Source organism: Bacillus sp. SIMBA_008 (assembly GCF_046535495.1).
GTDB lineage: Bacteria > Bacillota > Bacilli > Bacillales > Bacillaceae > Bacillus > Bacillus subtilis.
In genome coordinates, this window is sequence record NZ_JAWRWL010000001.1 from 607,386 (window position 1) to 628,442 (window position 21,057).

The window sequence follows — 21,057 nt, forward strand, 5'->3', positions numbered from 1 at the left end:
TACAAGGAAGACATGAAGAAGACAGAGTAAAATGGGAGGATGGAAGCTATGGATATGTTGTATTGGCTGTTAATTGCAGCGGTTTTTATCATTGCCTTTATCGGGCTGGTGTATCCTGTTATTCCAAGCGTAGTATTTATTGTTGCCGGATTTGTATTGTACGGATTTTTATTTTCATTCAGTCCGTATTCTTATATGTTCTGGCTTGTTGAGGCAGTTTTTGCCGCAGTATTATTCGCAGCAGATTACGTGTCGAATCTGCTTGGAGTAAAAAGGTTCGGAGGAAGCAAAGCTGCCATATGGGGAAGCACGATCGGTTTATTAATCGGGCCTTTTGTCATTCCGGTTGCAGGGATCATATTGGGTCCGTTTATCGGGGCTGTTTGCGCAGAACTTATCGTCCATCAGAAGGACTTAAAGTCAGCGTTTAAAATTGGCCTCGGCTCACTCATTGGTTTTTTAACAGGGGTTATTGCCAAGGGCATCATACAGCTTTTGATGATCGGATACTTTTTATGGACGGTCCTATAAGAAATGCTGGCGGCAGGTTTAATGGGGCAGATTATCGGTTAAAGTGAAATATGTCCGCTGAAATGAGCCAAATCGTGAGCTTTTTCATTGATTACAAAGCATTCTTTTGTTACATTGAATGAAGAAAGGCTCGCTGTGAAGCGGCATTTCAGTACATATATACTAAGGAGGAATTATCATGGCTTACGAACTTCCAGAATTACCTTATGCGTACGATGCTTTAGAACCGCATATCGACAAGGAAACTATGACTATTCACCATACGAAACACCACAACACATACGTGACAAATTTAAACAAAGCGGTTGAAGGAAACACTGCTCTTGCCAACAAATCAGTTGAAGAGCTTGTTGCAGATCTTGATTCTGTTCCTGAAAACATCCGCACTGCAGTCCGCAACAACGGCGGCGGACACGCGAACCACAAATTATTCTGGACACTTTTATCTCCAAACGGCGGAGGCGAACCGACTGGCGCGCTTGCTGAAGAGATTAACAGTGTATTTGGAAGCTTTGACAAATTCAAAGAGCAATTCGCAGCAGCAGCAGCTGGACGCTTCGGTTCTGGCTGGGCATGGCTTGTTGTGAACAACGGTAAACTTGAAATCACAAGCACGCCAAACCAAGATTCTCCGCTTTCAGAAGGCAAAACGCCTATCTTAGGTCTTGACGTTTGGGAGCATGCTTACTACCTTAACTATCAAAACCGCCGTCCTGATTACATTTCAGCTTTCTGGAATGTTGTAAACTGGGACGAAGTGGCTCGTCTATACAGCGAAGCAAAATAATGGCACAAACAAGGTCCTCATTATGGGACCTTGTTTTTTTATGTCTTCTTTTTACATATCTCGGTTTGAGTGAGACAGACTAAGGGATAGTAAAGGGGAGTCAGTAATGAGCAAACTAAAAAAAGTGATAGGCGATGTAGACGTAAACAAAGGGTTACTCTTTCTGCTGACCATTGGCGGGCTTTACTCGCTGGGAATTGCACTGTCCAATACATTTGTTAATGTGTATCTTTGGAAGCAGTCAGGGAAATTTATTGATTTGGCGATATATAATTTATCCATTGTGACAATGCAGCCGATAACCTTTTATTTGGCTGGACGGTTAGCCAAAAAAATAGACAGGGTATTCATTTTAAGGTTCGGCGTCATTTTTTTAGCTGCCTTTTATTTAAGTGTGCTTTTAGCCGGAGAAACGGCGGCCAGCCGCCTCGTGCTAATCGGCGCGGTGCTCGGAGTTGGCTATGGCTTTTATTGGCTAGCGTTTAACGTGCTGACCTTTGAAATAACAGAGCCGGATACACGAGACTTTTTCAACGGGTTTATGGGCATTCTGTCTTCCTCTGCAGGAATGATCGGCCCGATTGTAGCCGGATTCGTGATCTCAAGGCTTGAAAATAATACGGGTTATACAGTGATTTTCAGTCTCTCCCTCAGTTTATTTGCCCTGGCTGTCGTGATGAGCTTTTTCTTAAAACGGAGAGAATCAAAGGGCCGTTTTATGCTGAGCAAAGTATTTGGAGAGCGCCATAGCAATATGAATTGGCGGAGAATCACGAATGCGCATTTTTTTCAGGGTTTGAGAGAAGGGATTTTTGTCTTTTTAATCAGTGTGTTTGTATTTATTGAGACAAACAGCGAGCTTGCTCTCGGTACATTCGGTCTTGTCAATTCAGCTGTTTCCTTCTTTGCCTACTACTTTGCATCCAGGCTGATTAAGAAAAAGGCGAGAAAAAAATCGATTTTGCTGGGCGGACTTATTTTGTATGGCGCGCTGTTTTTGATTCTGTTCCATATGAGCTTTTCGACATTATTAACGTACGGCGTTTTTATTGCCATCGGCTATCCTCTGTTGCTTGTGCCATATGTATCACTTACATATGATGTGATAGGGCGCGCGAGGCATGCCAGAAAAGCAAGAATTGAATATATCGTGCTTAGAGAAATGTTCTTGAACGCCGGCAGAATTGTTTCCATTTTGTGCTTTCTCCTGATTGTGGCCCTTCTGAAAGAGGATGTGGGAATTCCTTTGTCACTTGCGATATTGGGTATAGGACATCCTTTGATTTATTACTTTGTCAAGGATATTCGTTTTAAGGAGAAAGAAGGGGAAAATGAAACCATGGAAGAAGACGGCCAAAAACGGGTAACAGAACCGACCCTTTTAAAAGGCGAGAGATAATTTTTTTGCCAAAAAGGGGTTATCTGTAGAAAAAAGTCGAAAAAACCTTTAAAATGAAAACTGGCACTCTTACTTGAGTGTCTTTTCTTTCTGTAAATAGAAAAGGTGATGTTATGAGGAGAAATAAACCAAAAAAGCAAAATCATAAAGAGAAAAAGAAGTCGCTTCCGATCCGGCTGAATATTTTATTTTTAGCTGCCTTTGTTATATTTACCTGGATTATTGTGGAACTGGGCATCAAGCAGATCGTGCAAGGTGATGATTACAAAAACCAAGCGAATAAGCAGGAACAAAGTGAAGTCAGCTCAGCGGTACCACGCGGGAAAATTTATGATCGAAACTTTAATGCCATTGTGACAAATAAGGCTTTAAATGCAATCACATACACGAGATCTAAATCGACCACGCAAGAACAGCGCTTAAAGATCGCAAAAAAGCTGTCTGACATGATCAAAGTCGATACAAAAAAAGTAACAGAACGGGATAAAAAAGATTATTGGATTTTGACTAGACCGAAAGAAGCGAAAAAGCTCATTAGCTCTAAAGAAAGACAGCAGGTTGAAGACAAAAAAATATCCGATGACGATTTATACCAGCTTCAGCTAAAACGGATTACTGATAAGCAGCTGAATGAATTGACGGATAAAGATATGCAGATCCTTGCTATCAAAAGACAGATGGATTCGGGCTATGCATTGACCCCTCAATATATCAAAAACGAAGATGTATCAGCGAAGGAAATGGCAGTGGTAAGTGAACATTTAGACGAACTGCCAGGTGTTGATGTCACGTCCGATTGGGAACGTGAATATCCTTATAAAAACCTTCTTCGCTCAGTGCTCGGAAGTGTTTCCAGCTCTAATGAAGGATTGCCGTCCAACTTGCTCGACCATTATCTGTCGCTTGGCTACAGCCGTAATGACAGGGTCGGAAAAAGCTATTTGGAATACCAATACGAAAGCCTTCTGCAGGGCCAAAAAGCCAAAGTCGAAAATATCACAGATTCAAACGGCAATGTCACGGGAACGAAAACCGTTTCTGAAGGTAAAGCCGGTAAAGATCTCGTGCTTACGATTGACATTGATTTGCAAAAAGAAGTGGAAAAAATCATTGAGAAGAACCTCAAATCTGCTAAAGCAAGACCAAGCACGCAATTGTTAGACCGGGCATTCGTTGTCATGATGGACCCAAGAAACGGTGAAGTGCTTTCAATGGCGGGCAAGCAGATTAAACAAGAAAATGGGAAATATAAAATTGATGATTACGCTTTAGGTACAATGACGTCATCTTACGCCATGGGTTCAGCAGTCAAAGGGGCAACAGTCTTGACAGGCCTTCAAACCGGTGCCATCAACCTGAATACAGTTTTTCAGGATGAACCATTGTATATCGGTCAGGATAAAAATGGTAAAAAATCCTGGACTACTTTAGGACCTGTTAACATTCAAAGAGCCTTAGAGCAGTCTTCCAACGTATTTATGTTTAAAACAGCGATCGCGCTCGGAAAAGGTGAATATAAACCGCACCAAGCTTTACCGATTGATACGACGGCCTTTGATACGTTCCGTAATTATTTCAGCCAATTTGGATTAGGTGTCAAAACTGGAATTGATCTTCCGAATGAAATGACAGGCTATAAAGGAACAGACAGATTGACGGGATTCTTGCTTGACTATGCGATCGGGCAATACGACACATATACACCGCTGGAACTTGCGCAATACGTATCAACGATTGCAAACGGCGGATATCGCTTAAAGCCTCAGCTTGTAAAGGAAGTCAGAGAACCTGATGCTAAAAGAGGGATCGGTGCTGTCGTACAATCCGTTCAGCCGGAAGTGCTGAATAAAATCGACATGAAGAGTGAATACATTAAAGAGGTTCAGGCCGGATTCAGACGGGTGATGACAAAAGGGACAGCTGCCAGCCAATTTGCTTCAGCGTCCTATCAGCCTGCCGGCAAAACAGGAACAGCACAATCGTTCTATGATGGACCTGATAAATCAAAAACAGGAACAGCGACTTATAATACGACACTTGTTGCCTATGCACCGGCTGATAATCCTGAGATTGCGATCTCTGTAGTAGTCCCTTGGGCTTATATTGATTACAGCGCTAAATATACCATTACAAACGAAATCGGCAGGGAAGTAATGGATAAATATTTTGAGCTGAAATCGAAGCAGGACAAAGAAGATACTCAGCAAAAGAATAAAGACAAAATTGAAGAAAATGCAGAAAACACAACGTCTTCTGATAACTAAAAAGAAACGCTCACATGATGTGGGCGTTTTTTTTATACAAAAAAACGCACTGATTTACAAAACCTTAACATTCGGTTCAAACCCTTTTTACATAGAACCTTTACTCTATACGTGTAGGACAAATTACACATTATACGCAGGGGGAATTCAGGAAATGAAAAAAAACAAATTGGTGCTTATGCTTCTGATGGCTGCTTTTATGATGATTGCAGCTGCATGCGGAAATGCAGGAGAAAGTAAAAAATCGAATAGCGATTCTGCAAAAGGAGAAGAAAAGGCATCAGGTTCTTTAACCATTTCTGGTTCATCGGCCATGCAGCCACTAGTACTTGCAGCCGCGGAAAAATTTATGGAAGAAAACCCTGATGCTGATATACAGGTACAAGCTGGCGGTTCTGGAACAGGGCTTTCTCAAGTCTCTGAAGGAGCTGTTCAGATCGGGAATTCAGACGTTTTTGCTGAAGAAAAAGAAGGCATCGATGCAAAAGCGCTTGTCGATCATCAAGTCGCTGTAGTTGGTATGGCAGCAGCTGTAAACCCTGATGCTGGTGTGAAGGATATTTCAAAAGATGAATTGAAAAAAATCTTCACTGGCAAAATTAAAAACTGGAAAGAGCTCGGCGGCAAAGACCAAAAGATTACACTTGTAAACCGTCCTGATTCTTCCGGCACACGTGCTACATTTGTGAAATATGCGCTTGACGGAGCGGAGCCTGCAGAAGGCATTACTGAAGATTCCTCCAACACGGTGAAAAAAATCATTGCTGATACTCCGGGAGCGATTGGATATCTTGCATTCTCATATTTAACAGATGACAAAGTAACTCCTCTATCTATTGACGGTGTTAAACCTGAAGCGAAAAATGTAGCAACTGGCGAGTATCCGATCTGGGCATATCAGCATTCTTATACAAAAGGTGAAGCGACAGGTTTAGCTAAAGAATTTCTTGATTATCTAAAGAGTGAAGACATTCAAAAAAGCATTGTTACTGACCAAGGCTACATTCCGGTTACTGATATGAAAGTGACACGCGATGCCAACGGGAAGCAAAGCTGATCTTAATAAAAAGAGGAGTGCGGGGACAACCGTTTCTCCTCTTAACACATTCATAGGAGTGTAAAACAATGATAAACAATAGAGAAAATATGTCTGTGAGCGAGCGTTTAATCAGCTCAAGGCAAAATCGGCAATTGGATGAAGTTCGGGGAAGAATGATTGTGACAGCATGTGCGCTGATTATGATTGCGGCATCTGTTGCGATCACCATTTTCCTCGGCGTGAAGGGGCTGCAATCTTTTCTTGTAAATGGTGTAAGCCCAATTGAATTCTTAACGAGCTTAAATTGGAATCCTACAGATACTGATCCGAAATACGGAGTGCTGCCATTTATTTTTGGCTCATTTGCAGTAACGATTCTTTCTGCTCTAATCGCTGCGCCGCTTGGCATTGCAGGTGCGATTTTTATGACAGAGATTGCCCCGAATTGGGGAAAGAAAGTGTTGCAGCCGGTGATTGAGCTTTTAGTCGGTATTCCATCTGTTGTTTATGGATTCATAGGTCTTACAGTATTGGTGCCGTTTATCGCCCAGTTCAAATCGAGCGGAACAGGGCACAGTTTATTGGCGGGAACGATTGTCCTTTCCGTCATGATTCTGCCGACGATCACATCGATTTCTGCTGATGCAATGGCTTCTCTTCCGAAGAGTTTACGAGAGGGTTCTTACGCGCTTGGTGCGACAAGATGGCAGACGATCAGAAAAGTACTTGTGCCTGCAGCTTTTCCAACATTGATGACAGCTGTTGTGTTAGGCATGGCTCGGGCGTTCGGCGAAGCTTTGGCTGTTCAGATGGTCATTGGAAATACAAGAGTATTGCCGGAAAGCCTGTTTGACACTGCGGGAACGCTGACAACGATCATCACGCTGAATATGGGCCACACCACATACGGAAGCGTTGAAAACAATACGCTGTGGTCAATGGGGCTTGTGCTTCTGGTGATGTCATTCTTGTTCATCCTGCTTATTCGCTACTTGTCATCTAGGAGGAAAGTGTAATGAACCGCAAAATAACAGATAAACTGGCGACCGGAATGTTTGGTTTGTGTGCAGCCATTATCGCTGCCATTTTAGTAGGTTTGTTTTCCTATATTATTATAAACGGTGTTTCTCAGCTCAGTTTTCAATTTATTACAACAAAATCGAGCGCCATTGCAGCTGGAGGAGGCATACGAGATCAGCTGTTTAACTCCTTTTATATTTTGTTTATTACAATGCTGATTACAATCCCGCTCGGTGTGGGCGGCGGAGTCTTCATGGCTGAATACGCGCCTAATAACAAAGTAACTGACTTCATCAGAACATGTATAGAGGTGCTTTCATCTCTTCCGTCTATTGTCATTGGGATGTTTGGATTATTGATGTTTGTCAACTTAACAGGCTGGGGATATACGATCATAGGCGGAGCGCTTGCGTTAACTGTTTTTAACCTTCCTGTCATGGTGCGTGTGACAGAAGACGCGATCCGTTCAGTCCCTAAAGATCTGAAGGAAGCCTCTCTCGCTTTAGGTGTATCACGCTGGCATACCGTAAAAACAGTTTTAATTCCAAGTGCGATTCCTTCTATCATCACAGGAGCAATTTTAGCGTCAGGAAGGGTGTTCGGGGAAGCGGCCGCATTATTATTTACGGCAGGCCTGACAACACCGCGTCTTAATTTTACGGAGTGGAACCCGTTTTCGGAAACATCACCGCTTAATATTTTCAGGCCCGCTGAAACACTTGCGGTCCACATTTGGAACGTCAATACACAAGGAATGATTCCGGATGCTGAAGCGATTGCCAACGGTGGTTCTGCCGTGCTGGTGATTTCTGTTCTTGTGTTTAATCTCGCGGCGAGATGGCTTGGCACGATGATCTACAAAAAGCTTACGGCAAATTAGAACGGAAAGAGGCGAAAAACATGTCTGAACAAATGGTAAAAGAAAAACCTGAGCGAGCTGTTATTGTTCCGAAGCAGAATCACGTGCTTGAGGTCAAAGATCTGTCCATTTATTACGGAAATAAACAAGCCGTTCATCATGTAAACATGGATATTGAAAAAAATGCGGTGACTGCTTTAATTGGGCCGTCGGGATGCGGAAAATCTACTTTTTTGAGAAATATTAACCGAATGAACGATTTAATTCCATCTGCAAGAGCGGAAGGTGAAATCCTTTATGAAGGATTAAATATATTGGGCGGCAATATTAACGTTGTCAGCTTGAGAAGAGAAATCGGAATGGTTTTTCAAAAACCAAATCCATTTCCGAAATCGATCTATGCGAATATCACACATGCATTGAAATATGCCGGAGAGCGGAATAAAGCTGTTTTAGATGAAATTGTGGAAGAAAGTTTAACAAAAGCGGCCCTCTGGGATGAGGTGAAGGATCGTTTACATTCATCCGCACTCTCGTTATCCGGCGGCCAGCAGCAGCGTTTATGCATCGCGAGAACACTTGCGATGAAGCCGGCTGTTCTTCTGCTTGATGAACCAGCTTCAGCGCTTGATCCGATTTCAAATGCGAAAATAGAGGAATTAATTACAGGATTGAAAAGAGAATACTCAATTATTATTGTCACGCACAATATGCAGCAGGCTCTGCGGGTTTCTGACCGGACGGCATTCTTTTTAAACGGCGAGCTTGTAGAATACGGACAGACCGAACAGATTTTCACGAGTCCGAAAAAGCAAAAGACAGAGGATTATATTAACGGGAAATTCGGATAGGAGGGCGGCAATGAGTATTGCTACCGAAGCTGTAATGAAACAGGAAGTCTATCAAGTCAATGGAATGAACTTATGGTATGGACAGCATCATGCTTTAAAAAATATCAATTTGAGCATTTATGAAAATGAGGTTACGGCGATTATCGGTCCATCCGGATGCGGGAAATCGACCTTTATCAAGACATTGAATTTAATGATTCAAATGACGCCAAATGTAAAGCTTGCAGGTGAGCTGAACTATAATGGCAGCAATATTTTAAAGGATAAAGTGGACATCGTGGATTTACGGAAAAATATCGGCATGGTATTCCAAAAAGGGAATCCGTTTCCGCAATCTATTTTTGATAATGTGGCTTACGGACCGAGAGTCCACGGCACCAAAAATAAGAAGAAGCTTCAGGAAATTGTGGAAAAGTCATTAAAAGACGTGGCGTTATGGGATGAGGTGAAGGATCGATTGCATACGTCCGCTCTTTCGCTGTCAGGGGGCCAGCAGCAGCGTCTTTGCATCGCCAGAGCACTTGCGACCAATCCTGATATTTTGCTGATGGATGAACCGACATCTGCACTAGATCCAATCTCAACGAGAAAAATTGAAGAACTCATTCTAGAGCTGAAAAATAAATATACAATTGTCATTGTCACGCATAACATGCAGCAGGCAGCAAGGGTTTCTGATCAAACCGCCTTTTTCTACATGGGCGAGCTTGTTGAATGCGACAATACGAATAAAATGTTCTCTAACCCGAAGGACCAAAGAACGCTCGATTACATTTCAGGAAAGTTTGGATGAAAAAAACAGGCTGAGTCAGCCTGTTTTTTTATCGTGTTAACGTTTTTACGATCTTTTTGAAACTCATGTCTGATTTTACTTTAAACTCGCCGGCACGAATTTCTTTGTGATAGCCGGCATCAATGACATAGTCATTAAAGTCTTGAGCCGAAGAGATAATGCCCTCTTTTTCAAGAATAGCAGATACATCCGCAGTGCTCATGCCATCTTTAATTTTGAGCTTGTACGTTTTGACTTTGTCTGTTTTCGTGTCTGAGCTGCTGTCATCGGTCAACGATTTCTCTTTTGAATCAAGAAGTTTTTGATATTCATCACGGTTCACAGAAACCATTTTTTTAGAATCAAGGTAATTGTTCACGTCTTGTTCAGTTACTGTTTTATTATCTTTTACAGCAGCGGCCTGATCTTCGTCAGTCAGATAAAAAACAGCTGCAAGAACGGCTGTCGCTAAAATGATGCCGCCAGCAAATGCCTGAATGCCCCGTTTTGTCATACGAGCACCTTCTCATTATCTTTGATAATCGTATTCACGTCTTCCACTGATACATGCTCAGCTTTAGCAATCGCTTCAGCTGACATACCGTTATTATATTTAGAAAGTATTTGTTTAGCGATTTTTTGATTGATGTCGCTCTGCTTTGATTTGCGAATGACAAGGTTTGTTTCCAGTAATTCTTCCTCAAGCACTGTCATTTTCTTTTTGAGCTTGTAAATTTCCTGCATCGCAGAAAGCTGCAGTGTTTCGAGCTCCTGTTCTACATCTTTCATCGGGTCTCTTTGAGAATATGAGAATGCAATTAGCGCTATACTGACGATAAACAACGCAATAATAGCAATTTCCACGTTTCATCACCTTCTATTCTTTTTTTATCCTTCTTTTTTATACCATAAAACCAATAGTTTCTAAAGGAATTCGCGAAAAAAACGAGATTTTGTCGAGAAATCTTTCTTTGCTTCTTCTTTATGTAATGGTTTAATAGGAACACGAAGTGAACGATTGGAAAGGAGAATGTTAGGAGTCCATGGATAAACACCCATTTCCCTATAATATACGACATAAGCTTTCCTTTTTTAGGGACACATTCGACATAATCATTCAAAACGCTCACACCTTGACCGTAAGCTGGGAAATCTCGGAAGAAACAATGCGGCTGGCTGAAGCGGTCCTTTTCGAAAAAACGCAGGATATGATAAAAGAATTGCGCATTGTCATCAAAAGAAAAGACATTGAAGCTGTCAGGACAAAACGCACAACGTATGATAAAGGAGAATGGACGATTAGACAGGCGGCTGGTGATGCTGTATATCGGGCTGAATACAGAATTGTGAATTCAATGAATGTCTCTCTCAAGCTTGCCGGTACAGACGACATCTATCTTGATGAAAATGGGATTCGTCATATAAACAGTTTTCAGATTGAAGAAGCGCACACCAGGTGGGAGGCGCAATTTTCTGCATACACCTGTTATGGGAGAGGGGAAAAAGAACGGTGAACATTCTCATGCTTTCACCCGAACATCCCGATGAGCCGAAAAGCGGGCTCGGTGTCCATTTAAACCGCCTCATTTCCTATTTAAACCCTCATATCAACATTACGGTTTGTACTCCGAGCGGGCAGCTGTTTTCGTATGCGAAGTTTGAAGATTACATAGCTGATGCTAACTTTACAATGGTTCGCCATGTGTTATCACACAATAAACGCTTTGATCTGATTCATGCCCATGATGACACAACTGCCCCTGCCGCCCAGTATTTGAAACAACGGCTTGGCCTTCCGCTTGCTGCGACAATCCACGGTCTTGAAAGCGAAAGGAAGAAGGTGTGCCGAGAAGCCCCACACCCATACAGGCTCATGACCGAACGGCTCCTTATAGAATCCGCTGATGCATTGATCGTATTAAGCACATTTATGAAGCGGTCTCTTGATAAGGCGGCACATAAGAAAATAACCGCTATCCCGAGTCCTGCATCTATGGAGAAAGAGAAGGGGAAAATCCCGAGAAGCATGAATAGAAGATTCCTCTTTTCATATGGAAGGTTTGTTCCGGAAAAAGGATTATCGCAGCTGTTAAAGGTGTTTGCCATCTTGAAGCAGCGTCAGCCTGACCTCTATCTAGTGCTGGCTGGGGAGGGGCCGTCTCTGTCCTGCTATGAGAAATTGGCTGCGGCATATAACCTGAAGGATCGCGTCATGTTTCTGCCGTTTCTAAATAGGAAAGATATCAGAACGTTACTGTCTCACTGTGAAATGGCTGTTTTCCCTAGTTCTTATGAACCGTTTGGGCTTGCCGCGCAAGAAAGCATGGAACAAGGTGTGCTGACTGTCGTTTCTCGGTCAGGTGGTTTTTGTGATTATGCGGTTCATGACAAAACGGCAATCATCGCTGATTTTACGCTCGTACAGGAAGCGGCTGATCTGCTGGACAGTTTTTTAAAAGACCGGGAAAAAGCCCGCCGGATAAAAGAAGCTGGCAGACAACAAGTGTTCAAGCTCCACCACCCCCGACTCATTATGTCATCATATTTGCAGCTTTATGAGCGTATCTTCAATAATTCAGCAATTCATTGAAAAACAGCCTAGCATTCCGTCCATTATAGTGGTATTATATATAAGTCTGAATAAGTAAATGATTTTAGTTTGGAGGGAAAATAATGCGCGTTAATATTACTTTGGCTTGCACTGAATGTGGTGAGCGTAACTATATTTCTAAAAAGAACAAACGCAACAATCCAGACCGCGTTGAATTTAAAAAATATTGCCCACGTGATAAAAAATCTACGTTACACCGTGAAACAAAATAACAGCTTTGCTGTTTGAGGTGTAAGAAAAAAGCCAGAGCTTTGAAAAAGGTTCTGGCTTTTTTTCTATTCCGAGGGGGATGAGAGATGAAATCACAATTAAGAAAAAAGACGCTGGAGGCACTGTCTGCTTTATCAAATGAAGATCTGCTTCAAAAAACGGAACGTATGTATAAGTACTTGTTTTCTCTGCCGGAGTGGCAAAATGCCGGCACCATTGCGGTCACCATCTCCAGAGGATTAGAGATACCGACGCGTCCTGTCATTGAGCAGGCTTGGGAAGAAGGGAAACAAGTTTGCATCCCAAAATGCCATCCGGACACGAAGAAAATGCAATTTCGGACATATAAGACCGATGATCAGCTCGAAACCGTTTACGCCGGACTGCTCGAGCCGGTAATTGAAAAAACAAAAGAAGTAAACCCATCACAAATTGACTTGGTGATCGTTCCAGGTGTTTGTTTTGATGTTAACGGGTTTAGGGTCGGCTTTGGAGGCGGCTATTATGATCGCTATTTAAGTGAATATGAAGGGGAGACAGTCTCTTTGCTTTTGGAGTGCCAGCTGTTTGCGCACGTACCCCGTTTGCCGCATGACATCCCGGTACATAAGCTGATAACAGAGGATCGGATTATTTCTTGTTTTTCATAACTTTCCTGTCCCTTATTCGAGAATAAATAAGGCAGAATAACAAACCCTATTGGCAGGAGGGATATCATGAAAAAACTTTTGATATATGCCATTTTCGCGGTTTCTGCCGTCATGTTTTATCAAAATCGCTACCGTCTTATGAATACTGTACTCAGCCAGCCAGGAATCAGGCGGTCTTTTATCCATTTGTTTTTAAGAATTCCATTTATCCGCAATAAGTTTATACAGCAAGCTTTCTAAAATCCCGTGAAAAACGGGATTTTTTGCTTTCAGTAGGCGTTTCGGAGCGCCAGCTGTTATAATGAAAAAAAAACTATTGGAGCGGTAAACATGTTTTTGCTGGAGTATACATATTGGAAAATTGCGGCGCACCTGGTGAATAGCGGGTATGGCGTCATACAAGCCGGTGAGTCAGATGAAATATGGCTGGAAGCGCCGGACAAGTCCTCTCATGATCTAGTTCGTCTTTATAAGCACGATCTTGATTTCCGTCAAGAAATGGTTAGAGACATCGAAGAGCAGGCCGAACGAGTAGAACGAGTCAGACATCAATTGGGCAGACGAAGGATGAAGCTGCTGAATGTGTTTTTTTCAACGGAAGCCCCTGTTGATGACTGGGAAGAGATTGCAAAAAAAACTTTTGAGAAGGGAACTGTGTCAGTTGAGCCGGCGATCGTTAGAGGAACGATGCTTCGAGATGATCTTCAAGCGGTTTTTCCATCATTTCGTACAGAAGATTGTTCAGAGGAACACGCTTCGTTTGAAAACGCGCAAATGGCGCGAGAACGCTTCCTTTCGCTAGTGCTGAAACAAGAAGAACAGAGAAAAACTGAAGCGGCGGTTTTTCAAAACGGAAAACCGACTTTTACATATTTATTTATTGCGCTTCAGATCCTGATGTTTTTCTTGCTCGAAATAAACGGAGGCAGCACTAATACGGAGACACTGGTGGCTTTTGGAGCAAAAGAAAACAGCCTGATTGCACAAGGAGAATGGTGGCGGCTTCTGACACCGATCGTGCTTCACATCGGCATAGCGCATTTAGCTTTTAATACGCTGGCTTTATGGTCGGTTGGTACAGCGGTTGAGCGGATGTATGGATCGGGGAGATTTTTGCTGATTTATCTGGCTGCTGGCATTACGGGTTCGATTGCGAGTTTTGTGTTCAGCCCGTATCCTTCGGCAGGGGCATCAGGAGCCATATTCGGATGCTTAGGTGCATTACTGTATGTTGCTTTGTCTAATCGAAAAATGTTTTTAAGAACTATAGGAACCAATATTATTGTCATTATTATCATCAATCTGGGCTTTGGTTTTGCGGTTTCGAATATTGATAATTCAGGACATATCGGCGGCTTGATTGGCGGCTTTTTCGCTGCAGCAGCACTGGGGTTGCCTAAAGCCGGAGCCTTTGGAAAAAGATTGTTGTCAGCGGTTTTGCTGATTGCTTTGGCTGTTGGATTTTTATATTACGGATTGCATTCGCCTTCACACCAGGAGTCAGCGCTGATTCAGCAGGCAAGCGAGCTGTATCAGGAAGGAAAGTATGAAGAAGTAACAGAATTGCTGAACGGAGAAGCAGCGCAAAAAGATGCCTCTGCCGATCTTTTGAAAATTCTTGCTGTTTCTGATATTCAAATCGGCGAATATGATCAGGCGGTTTCCCTTTTGGAACGAGCAGTGAAAAAAGAACCTAAAGACCATGCTTCCTATTACAATTTAGCGTTATTGTATGCGGAAAAAAATGAGCTTGCACAAGCAGAAAAGGCCATCCAGACGGCTGTGAAACTGAAGCCGAAGGAGCAGCGCTACAAGGAGCTGCAGCGGCAAATTGAAAACAATAAAGAATCATAGAGGTGGAATATGGAAAGGAAGCTGGCTTTTTTGTCAGCGTTTTCTTCTTGACTGACCGCTTCCTTATGAATACGCTTATGATAGTTAAGTTCAAGAAATGGTGAGGAAAATGAATACATTTTATGATGTGCAGCAGCTGTTAAAAACGTTTGGCCACATTGTTTATTTTGGAGACAGAGAGCTTGAAATTGAGTTTATGCTGGATGAATTAAAGGAATTATACATGAACCACATGATTGAAAAGGAGCAGTGGGCCAGAGCGGCAGCTGTCCTTCGAAAAGAATTGGAACAAACAAAAAACGGAAGAGATTTTTATAAAGGCTAAGGTGATAAAAATGGACGAGATATGGTTTGCGGGCATTGACCTGGGAGGAACGACGATTAAACTCGCTTTTATTAATCAATATGGCGAAATTCAGCATAAGTGGGAAGTTCCGACTGATAAAACCGGCGACACGATTACTGTCACAATTGCAAAAACAATCGACAGCAAGCTGGATGAGCTGCAAAAACCGAAGCACATCATCAAATACATCGGAATGGGTGCACCAGGCCCTGTAGATATGGCGGCAGGAGTGGTTTATGAAACAGTAAATCTAGGGTGGAAAAATTATGCTTTGAAAAACCATCTGGAGACAGAAACCGGCATCCCAGCTGTTATAGAAAATGACGCGAATATTGCTGCGCTCGGGGAAATGTGGAAGGGAGCGGGTGATGGCGCAAAAGACGTCATTCTCGTGACGCTTGGCACAGGAGTTGGCGGCGGCATCATTGCAAATGGTGAAATTGTACATGGTATAAATGGCGCCGGCGGAGAAATCGGCCATATTTGCAGCATCCCTGAAGGCGGAGCGCCCTGCAACTGCGGCAAAACGGGCTGTATCGAAACAATTGCGTCAGCAACCGGAATTGTAAGAATTGCAAAAGAAAAAATAGCAAATGCTAAAAAGACGACACGTTTAAAAGCAACCGAACAATTGTCAGCGCGGGATGTGTTTGAAGCGGCGGGTGAAAATGATGAAATTGCCCTTGAGGTGGTTGATTATGTAGCCAAGCATCTTGGTTTGGTGCTCGGAAATTTGGCAAGCTCGCTTAATCCATCCAAAATCGTTCTTGGCGGCGGCGTATCGAGAGCCGGAGAACTGCTGAGATCAAAAGTCGAGAAAACATTCCGCAAATGCGCGTTTCCGCGGGCAGCCCAAGCTGCTGATATTTCAATCGCAGCACTTGGAAATGATGCCGGCGTTATCGGAGGCGCTTGGATCGCTAAAAATGAATGGCTGAAACATCAAAATTGTTAAAATTGTGTAAATGAAATTGATTTTTTGTTGTGCTCAGGTTAAGATTTAATTTGATGTGTTAATGAGAATGTTGGGAATAGACTGATTTTTTTGAGCGTGCTGCATAGGAGGTTGAAATGCGAAAAACGTTTTTTTCGAAGATTTCATTTATGCTGATTGCCATTTTATTGATGTGGCTGAAAACGTATGCTGTTTACAAAACCAGTTTTCATATTAAAATCGACAATCTAACACAGGAATTTATTCTGTTTATCAACCCATTGAGTTTTTTGTTGCTTATTTTTGGCCTCAGCCTGTTTTTAAAAGGCAAAAACAGAAATCGCTACATTATCGCGATGAGCTGTCTTGTCACGTTTGTATTGCTGGCAAATATGGTTTTTTACCGTTTTTACAATGATTTCTTAACAATCCCTGTTCTTTTTCAAACGAGCAATATGGGTGATCTCGGAAGCAGCATCGGAACACTTCTTGAGCCGACAGACCTCCTATTAGCTGTAGATATTGCGGTTTTAATATGGCTTCACATCCGGCAAAAAGCTTTTCAATCGGACATTCCCTCAACGAAAAATGAACGGGCGGCTTATTTTTTGTTCGTTGCTTCTGTTTATTTCTTCAACCTGGGCTTGTCTGAGGCGGAAAGACCTCAGCTATTGACACGCTCATTTGACAGAGAAATGCTTGTTAAAAACATTAGCCTGTTTAATTTTCATATTTACGATGGCGTTCTTCAGTCAAAGCAATCCGCACAGAGAGCGTTGGCAGACAGCAACAGCCTGACGGAGATTGAAAACTACGTAACCGCTAATGTGAAGGATGCCAACAAACGCTTATTCGGCGCTGCAAAAGGAAGGAACGTCATTCTCGTATCCTTAGAGTCGACGCAAAGCTTCGTGATTAATGAAAAATTGAATGGAGAAGAAATCACGCCTTTTCTGAATGACTTTATAAAACAGAGCTACAACTTTAATAATGTTTACCACCAAACAGGCCAGGGGAAAACCTCGGATTCTGAATTTATCGTGGACAATTCACTGTATCCGCTTGGACGAGGTGCCGTATTTTTTACGAATGCGGGCAATCAATATATGGCCGCTCCTGAAATTTTGAAAAACAGCGGATACTATTCAGCGGTGCTCCACGCTAATAATAAGAGCTTTTGGAATCGTGATTTAATGTACGACTCATTTGGATATGATTCGTTTTTTGATATTAACTCGTATGATGTAACTGACGAAAATTCAGTCGGCTGGGGACTTAAGGATAAAGAATTTTTTGAGCAGTCTTCAGAGCTGATGAAAAATCTGCCTCAGCCGTTTTACTCGAGGCTGATTACACTGACGAACCACTTCCCGTTTGATCTTGATGAAGAGGACCAATTGATTGATGAATATGATTCAAGCAGCCAGACGCTAAATAAATATTTTCCGACAGTGCGTTATCAGGATGAGGCGCTGAAACGGTTTATCGAAAAGCTGAAGGAAGACGGGTTATACGACAACTCTGTTATTGTATTATATGGTGACCATTATGGTATATCAGAAAACCATAATGAAGCGATGGGGCAGTTTTTAGGAAAAGAAATAACCCCATTTGAAGAGGTACAGCTCCAAAAAGTGCCGCTGGTCATCCATATTCCGGGTATTACTGATAAAAAGCCGAAAACCATTGAAACAGTAGGCGGGCAGATTGATATCAGGCCGACGCTAATGAATCTTTTAGGGATTGATACGAAAGATCAAATTCAATTCGGCAACGATCTGCTTTCAAACGAAAAACTGGACTTTACAGTGCTCCGGGACGGGAGCTTTATCACAGATCAGGTTGTTTATACAGACGGTGCGTGTTATGACAAAGAGACGGGAAAACCGTTAGAGGAGACAAAACAATGTGAAGCATTTGCTGATAAAGCAAAACAGGAGCTATCACTTTCTGATGAAATCATTTATGGGGATTTGTTGCGATTTTATGATCAGAAAAGGCTGGACAATTCGTCAAAACGGAAAGAAAAACAAATGCTTGATCAGGCATCGTAATCACAATGTCTCCCGCGTTAAAGTGAGCGGGAGGCTTTCTTTTTTTAAATACGCTGTCATATAGTAACAAAAAAGGGGGATGATGATGGCGTTTATTACGGTGAAACCTGAGATCAAGAACAATTTGGCCAGAGTGGCGAAAGAACTGAAGATAGACGAGGAATTGCTTAAAAGTGCAAATCGCTCCGCACAAAAACATCAATTGTATTGCCCTGGTTATGTGATAGAGGAGCATAGCGGCAAAGAGCTTCAAACCATTCAGGACATAAAGCGCTTTTTACAGCCTCGGCAGCTGAAACTTTCTGATAGCTGGATTGAGCAAGAGAAAATCTATGATGATTCAGCTGTTGAAAAGGAAATAAAGAAGATTATTGATGTTTTTCCGTTTGTCTCATGCCGGGAAATTGGCCGTTCTGTACTCGGCAGGCCTATCTGGGAGCTGAAGGCTGGTGGGGAGCATGCCGTAAAAAAGGTCCATATGAACGCGTCATTTCATGCGAATGAGTGGATTACAACGTCTGTCCTGCTAAAATGGTTTAAGGAATACTGTATGTCATTATGCTGCAATTCGCCTTATTTTGGCTTTTCTCCCATGAAGCTGTTTAACAGCACATCCTTATCCCTCGTTCCTCTTGTCAATCCGGATGGCGTTGATCTTGTTTTAAACGGATCAGAAGTCATGGGAGCCAGAAGAGATGAGCTCGAAAGGCTAAATGAACATCGTCCGAATTTTAATGAATGGAAGGCGAATATAAACGGGGTTGATTTAAATAAACAATTTCCATCATTATGGGAAATTGAAAAATACCGAAAACCGACAGCACCCAGCTACCGCGATTTTCCGGGAATCTCTCCGCTTACGGAGCCGGAATCTATTGCGATGTACCGGCTGATCACGGAGAATCCGCCTGACAGACTGCTGGCTCTTCATACTCAAGGAGAAGAAATTTATTGGGGCTATAAAGGCCTTGAGCCTGAGGAATCTGCTGCCGTCATAAAAGAGTTTGAGGAGTTAAGCGGGAACATTTATAAGGGAGTAAGGGATATAGACAGCTATGCTGGATTTCGTGATTGGTTTATTCACCATTATTTTAAGGAAGGGTATACGGTGGAACTTGGAAAAGGCCAAAATCCTTTGCCGTTTCAGCAGTTTTCACACATATATAACGCCACAAGCGGCATCTTGTGGAGGGCGTTATTTTTTTATGAATAACTGAAACTTTTTCTTTTTTCTGCCGAAGCAAATATGAGAGAATAAAGATGATCGGAGGGGAATGCTGATGAGATCAGTTTGTTTTATTCTGCTGGCGGTATTGCTGTTTAGTTTATCGGCATGCGAACCATCTCATCAGCAGCAAAAACAGGCATCGGCGGCAAAAGATGAGAAAAAAGACATCATACCGCTTTCCGCGGAAAAAGCGGATGGGGCGGAAGGCTGGCTGAATAACAGCACAATATTATATACTGCGTCTAATCCGACAAAAACAGAGCTTTTTGCGTACCGCATCTTTACAGGCAAAGCGAAAAAGCTCTATCAAACGGATGGTCAAATCGTTGATGTTCAAATCAATGCGAGGGAGCAGATGATTCTGCTGCAAATCACACATAGCCAAAAGACGGCAGTGGTTTTGCTTAATGCAGAAGGGGAGACGCTTTACGAAAAAGATTACGAAACGTATGAGCTTGAAGCTGCTTGGAATCAGTATGATCCTTATCAAATGATGGTGACGGAATTCAATGAAAACTGGGATTTCCATACATATCAGGTGAATGCTAAAAAAGACGAATCTTTCTTAAGCCCAGTACAGGTTCCGTTCATTCATTGGACATCCAAAAATACATTTGATTATGTAAAAGAGGGAAGAGACGATAAAACAGGGCCTTTATATACATTCGATACAGCTTCTAAGACGGAACAGAAGCTTGAGGATGACGTTCTATTCTTCGATTCTTTCCATCAAATGAGTTTTACTGTCAAATCAGCTTCCGGAGGAAAAGGGACGTATCAGTTTAAAACGCCGCAATCAACATCACCTGTTACAGTGAAATGGCCGCTCCAAGCGAAATATACAAGTTTGTCTCCAATGGAGTATGACTATGATGAAGCAGGAGGCCTGTTTTATACATTCAAACAAAGCGGCGATGCATATAAGCTCGCAGCAGTCAATGTAGCATCGGGAGAGACAAAAGATCTTGTGTCTCTGCGGGAAATGGAGCCGATTCAAATATCTCCGAACGGGAAATATGCGTTATACGGCTTTCATTTTGAGCAAATTATTTTATTGAAATCACATGAAACGAAGCAACTCATCATTGATCAAAAGGAGATGGAATAACGATGGCTATCGCAGATGTAACCATTATCCCAATCGGTACGGAAACACCCAGTGTCAGTGCTTACGTAGCCGATGTACAAAAGATATTAGAAGGATATCAAGCAGAAGGGAAAATCAAATATCAGCTGACACCGATGAATACGCTGATCGAGGGAGAACTCAGTGACCTTTTTGCAGTCATTCAGGCAATTCACGAAGCGCCATTTCAAAAAGGGTTGCACAGAGTGGCAACGAATATCCGCATCGATGACAGGCGTGACAAAAAAACGACGCTTGAGAGCAAAATAGAAAGTGTCAATAAACATTTACAGCCATAAAAATAAACCTGTATCCGATCGGATACAGGTTTTAATGTGCGGTTGGATACCCGCTGTTTATTACGGTCATCACGGTAAACCATCCAAAGACAAATAAGGTGGCACCGGCTAATAAAAACCCGAGTATATTTTTATTTCTAACAGAACGCAAGACTCCCCATAAAGCGAAAAGAGCGACAAGGCCGAAAATCACGACAAGTAACATAACACAGCCCCCTTTACA

24 protein-coding genes are annotated in these 21,057 nt (G+C 42.4%); 21 read left to right on the forward strand and 3 right to left on the reverse strand.

All coding sequences use genetic code 11. From position 1 onward, the window contains the following. Positions 1–48: 48 nt before the first annotated feature. From SB658_RS03255 to pstB (SB658_RS03295), 9 genes are all read left to right on the forward strand, one after another. Positions 49–531 (forward strand): DUF456 domain-containing protein, encoded by a 483-nt coding sequence (locus SB658_RS03255; RefSeq protein WP_004398518.1) that lies wholly within the window; start codon positions 49–51, stop codon positions 529–531. A 178-nt stretch (positions 532–709) separates the two neighbouring features. Then, a complete protein-coding gene (sodA, locus tag SB658_RS03260; RefSeq protein WP_004398583.1) occupies positions 710–1,318 on the forward strand; it encodes a superoxide dismutase SodA in 609 nt (202 codons plus the stop codon). 106 nt (positions 1,319–1,424) lie between these two features. Then, entirely contained in the window at positions 1,425–2,717 is a 1,293-nt protein-coding gene (locus SB658_RS03265) for an MFS transporter (protein ID WP_003230095.1), read from the forward strand. A 113-nt stretch (positions 2,718–2,830) separates the two neighbouring features. Beyond that, positions 2,831–4,981, forward strand: a complete 2,151-nt coding sequence (pbpA, locus tag SB658_RS03270; protein WP_017696170.1) for a penicillin-binding protein 2A — start codon at positions 2,831–2,833, stop codon at positions 4,979–4,981. Between the two features lie 154 nt (positions 4,982–5,135). Further along, entirely contained in the window at positions 5,136–6,038 is a 903-nt protein-coding gene (locus SB658_RS03275; protein ID WP_029726710.1) for a phosphate ABC transporter substrate-binding protein, read from the forward strand. Between the two features lie 68 nt (positions 6,039–6,106). Then, a complete protein-coding gene (gene pstC / locus SB658_RS03280) occupies positions 6,107–7,036 on the forward strand; it encodes a phosphate ABC transporter permease subunit PstC (RefSeq protein ID WP_015714268.1) in 930 nt (309 codons plus the stop codon). After that, the gene (gene pstA / locus SB658_RS03285; RefSeq protein WP_003230103.1) at positions 7,036–7,920 is read left to right on the forward strand and encodes a phosphate ABC transporter permease PstA; all 885 of its coding nucleotides are present in this window, start codon (positions 7,036–7,038) and stop codon (positions 7,918–7,920) included. The genes pstC and pstA overlap by 1 nt, the downstream gene beginning before the upstream one ends. 20 nt (positions 7,921–7,940) lie before the next feature. Next, positions 7,941–8,750, forward strand: coding sequence for a phosphate ABC transporter ATP-binding protein PstB (gene pstB / locus SB658_RS03290; RefSeq protein ID WP_009967747.1), 810 nt, complete (start codon positions 7,941–7,943; stop codon positions 8,748–8,750). Between the two features lie 10 nt (positions 8,751–8,760). Next, positions 8,761–9,543, forward strand: a complete 783-nt coding sequence (gene pstB, locus SB658_RS03295) for a phosphate ABC transporter ATP-binding protein PstB (RefSeq protein WP_014480273.1) — start codon at positions 8,761–8,763, stop codon at positions 9,541–9,543. 28 nt (positions 9,544–9,571) lie between these two features. Here pstB (SB658_RS03295) and SB658_RS03300 read toward each other — a convergent pair whose 3' ends face one another. Next, positions 9,572–10,036 carry an endolytic transglycosylase MltG gene (locus tag SB658_RS03300; protein ID WP_014480272.1) on the reverse strand — a complete coding sequence of 155 codons (465 nt, stop codon included), beginning with the start codon at positions 10,034–10,036 and terminating at the stop codon, positions 9,572–9,574. Next, complete coding sequence (locus SB658_RS03305) at positions 10,033–10,386, reverse strand: hypothetical protein (protein ID WP_014477348.1); 354 nt, start codon at positions 10,384–10,386, stop codon at positions 10,033–10,035. The genes SB658_RS03300 and SB658_RS03305 overlap by 4 nt, the downstream gene beginning before the upstream one ends. Positions 10,387–10,565: 179 nt before the next feature. On the opposite strand from SB658_RS03305, the gene SB658_RS03310 reads away from it, so the two are divergent. The 12 genes from SB658_RS03310 (at position 10,566) to SB658_RS03365 (ending at position 20,834) form a co-directional block, all read left to right on the forward strand. Continuing rightward, positions 10,566–11,036, forward strand: coding sequence for a hypothetical protein (locus SB658_RS03310; RefSeq protein WP_009967744.1), 471 nt, complete (start codon positions 10,566–10,568; stop codon positions 11,034–11,036). Next, entirely contained in the window at positions 11,033–12,112 is a 1,080-nt protein-coding gene (locus SB658_RS03315) for a glycosyltransferase family 4 protein (protein WP_029726711.1), read from the forward strand. Before SB658_RS03310 ends, SB658_RS03315 begins: the two co-directional genes overlap by 4 nt. Before the next feature lie 83 nt (positions 12,113–12,195). Beyond that, positions 12,196–12,345: a 50S ribosomal protein L33 gene (rpmG, locus tag SB658_RS03320; protein WP_003153056.1), complete on the forward strand. Its 150-nt coding sequence runs from the start codon at positions 12,196–12,198 to the stop codon at positions 12,343–12,345. An 84-nt stretch (positions 12,346–12,429) separates the two neighbouring features. Further along, positions 12,430–12,993, forward strand: coding sequence for a 5-formyltetrahydrofolate cyclo-ligase (locus SB658_RS03325; RefSeq protein ID WP_029726712.1), 564 nt, complete (start codon positions 12,430–12,432; stop codon positions 12,991–12,993). A 66-nt stretch (positions 12,994–13,059) separates the two neighbouring features. Next, positions 13,060–13,233: a hypothetical protein gene (locus SB658_RS03330; protein ID WP_003230126.1), complete on the forward strand. Its 174-nt coding sequence runs from the start codon at positions 13,060–13,062 to the stop codon at positions 13,231–13,233. 90 nt (positions 13,234–13,323) lie between these two features. Next, entirely contained in the window at positions 13,324–14,847 is a 1,524-nt protein-coding gene (yqgP, locus tag SB658_RS03335; protein WP_003230128.1) for a rhomboid protease YqgP, read from the forward strand. A 109-nt stretch (positions 14,848–14,956) separates the two neighbouring features. Next, positions 14,957–15,172 carry a YqgQ family protein gene (locus SB658_RS03340; RefSeq protein ID WP_004399107.1) on the forward strand — a complete coding sequence of 72 codons (216 nt, stop codon included), beginning with the start codon at positions 14,957–14,959 and terminating at the stop codon, positions 15,170–15,172. A 10-nt stretch (positions 15,173–15,182) separates the two neighbouring features. Further along, positions 15,183–16,148, forward strand: a complete 966-nt coding sequence (glcK, locus tag SB658_RS03345) for a glucose kinase GlcK (RefSeq protein ID WP_003230132.1) — start codon at positions 15,183–15,185, stop codon at positions 16,146–16,148. Between the two features lie 116 nt (positions 16,149–16,264). Continuing rightward, positions 16,265–18,181, forward strand: a complete 1,917-nt coding sequence (locus tag SB658_RS03350; RefSeq protein WP_144500708.1) for an LTA synthase family protein — start codon at positions 16,265–16,267, stop codon at positions 18,179–18,181. Positions 18,182–18,263: 82 nt separating this feature from the next. Beyond that, the gene (locus SB658_RS03355; protein WP_144500745.1) at positions 18,264–19,394 is read left to right on the forward strand and encodes a M14 family metallopeptidase; all 1,131 of its coding nucleotides are present in this window, start codon (positions 18,264–18,266) and stop codon (positions 19,392–19,394) included. Positions 19,395–19,461: 67 nt separating this feature from the next. Next, on the forward strand, positions 19,462–20,517 hold the full coding sequence (locus SB658_RS03360; protein WP_454430587.1) for a YqgU-like beta propeller domain-containing protein: 1,056 nt from the start codon (positions 19,462–19,464) through the stop codon (positions 20,515–20,517). A gap of 2 nt (positions 20,518–20,519) precedes the next feature. Beyond that, complete coding sequence (locus SB658_RS03365; protein ID WP_003230139.1) at positions 20,520–20,834, forward strand: MTH1187 family thiamine-binding protein; 315 nt, start codon at positions 20,520–20,522, stop codon at positions 20,832–20,834. A gap of 31 nt (positions 20,835–20,865) precedes the next feature. Here the strand turns inward: SB658_RS03365 and SB658_RS03370 are convergent, their stop codons facing one another. Continuing rightward, positions 20,866–21,039 carry a DUF2759 domain-containing protein gene (locus SB658_RS03370; protein WP_003230141.1) on the reverse strand — a complete coding sequence of 58 codons (174 nt, stop codon included), beginning with the start codon at positions 21,037–21,039 and terminating at the stop codon, positions 20,866–20,868. Positions 21,040–21,057 lie beyond the last annotated feature (18 nt).